The organism is Piscirickettsia salmonis LF-89 = ATCC VR-1361 (genome assembly GCF_000297215.2).
Taxonomy (GTDB): Bacteria; Pseudomonadota; Gammaproteobacteria; order Piscirickettsiales; family Piscirickettsiaceae; genus Piscirickettsia; species Piscirickettsia salmonis.
This window is the reverse complement of record NZ_AMFF02000240.1, coordinates 1-546: the sequence shown is the minus strand read 5'-3', so window position 1 is coordinate 546 and position 546 is coordinate 1. Positions and strand designations below refer to the sequence as shown.

The following is a 546-nucleotide window of genomic DNA, read 5'->3' as shown; positions in this document are numbered from 1 at the left end:
CAGTGCGTAAGGTGAGTTACAGATGTTTTTTTGAAGCCTTGTAGATCAAGCTCTTTCATTAAGCTTTCTGCAAAAATTTCTGCATAAGATACTACTAGCTTTATTTGTAAGTTATTTTTAGCATACTCCGGTATACTTTGAGCTAATAACTCAGCAACTTGTTTAGTGCTAACCTCATGCGAGCTATTCCCTCTTCTGTGGTAAGTAACTTGCTGGAAACAGTCAATACTCACTCTATTTATGTCAAGATAAATTCTGGTAAAAGGCTCAGCTTTACTTAACACCGCTTTAACCATCTCATCAGCAACTTGCTTATTTGTTTTATCTAAACTTACTCTCCATTCTCTAGATAGATCTTCTTTATAAGGGAAATTTATCCTTACAAAAGGGATTTCATCTTTAAGTAAAGACTTTCTTCTGTGCATAGTATGCATATTAATAGTATACTCACGGCTTAAATCTTTGTCTTTTTGTAAGAAGAAAGAGTTTTTATATGAATCCAAGCCAAACAATTGACGTTTAGGGGGGTAACCCTCCCTTAAAATG

General features: G+C 34.4%; 1 protein-coding gene. It reads right to left on the bottom strand.

The genetic code is table 11. The features are described 5' to 3' along the window. Positions 1-546 (bottom strand): hypothetical protein (locus tag C200_RS15905; protein ID WP_033923846.1); only part of this gene is annotated, 546 nt, incomplete at both ends.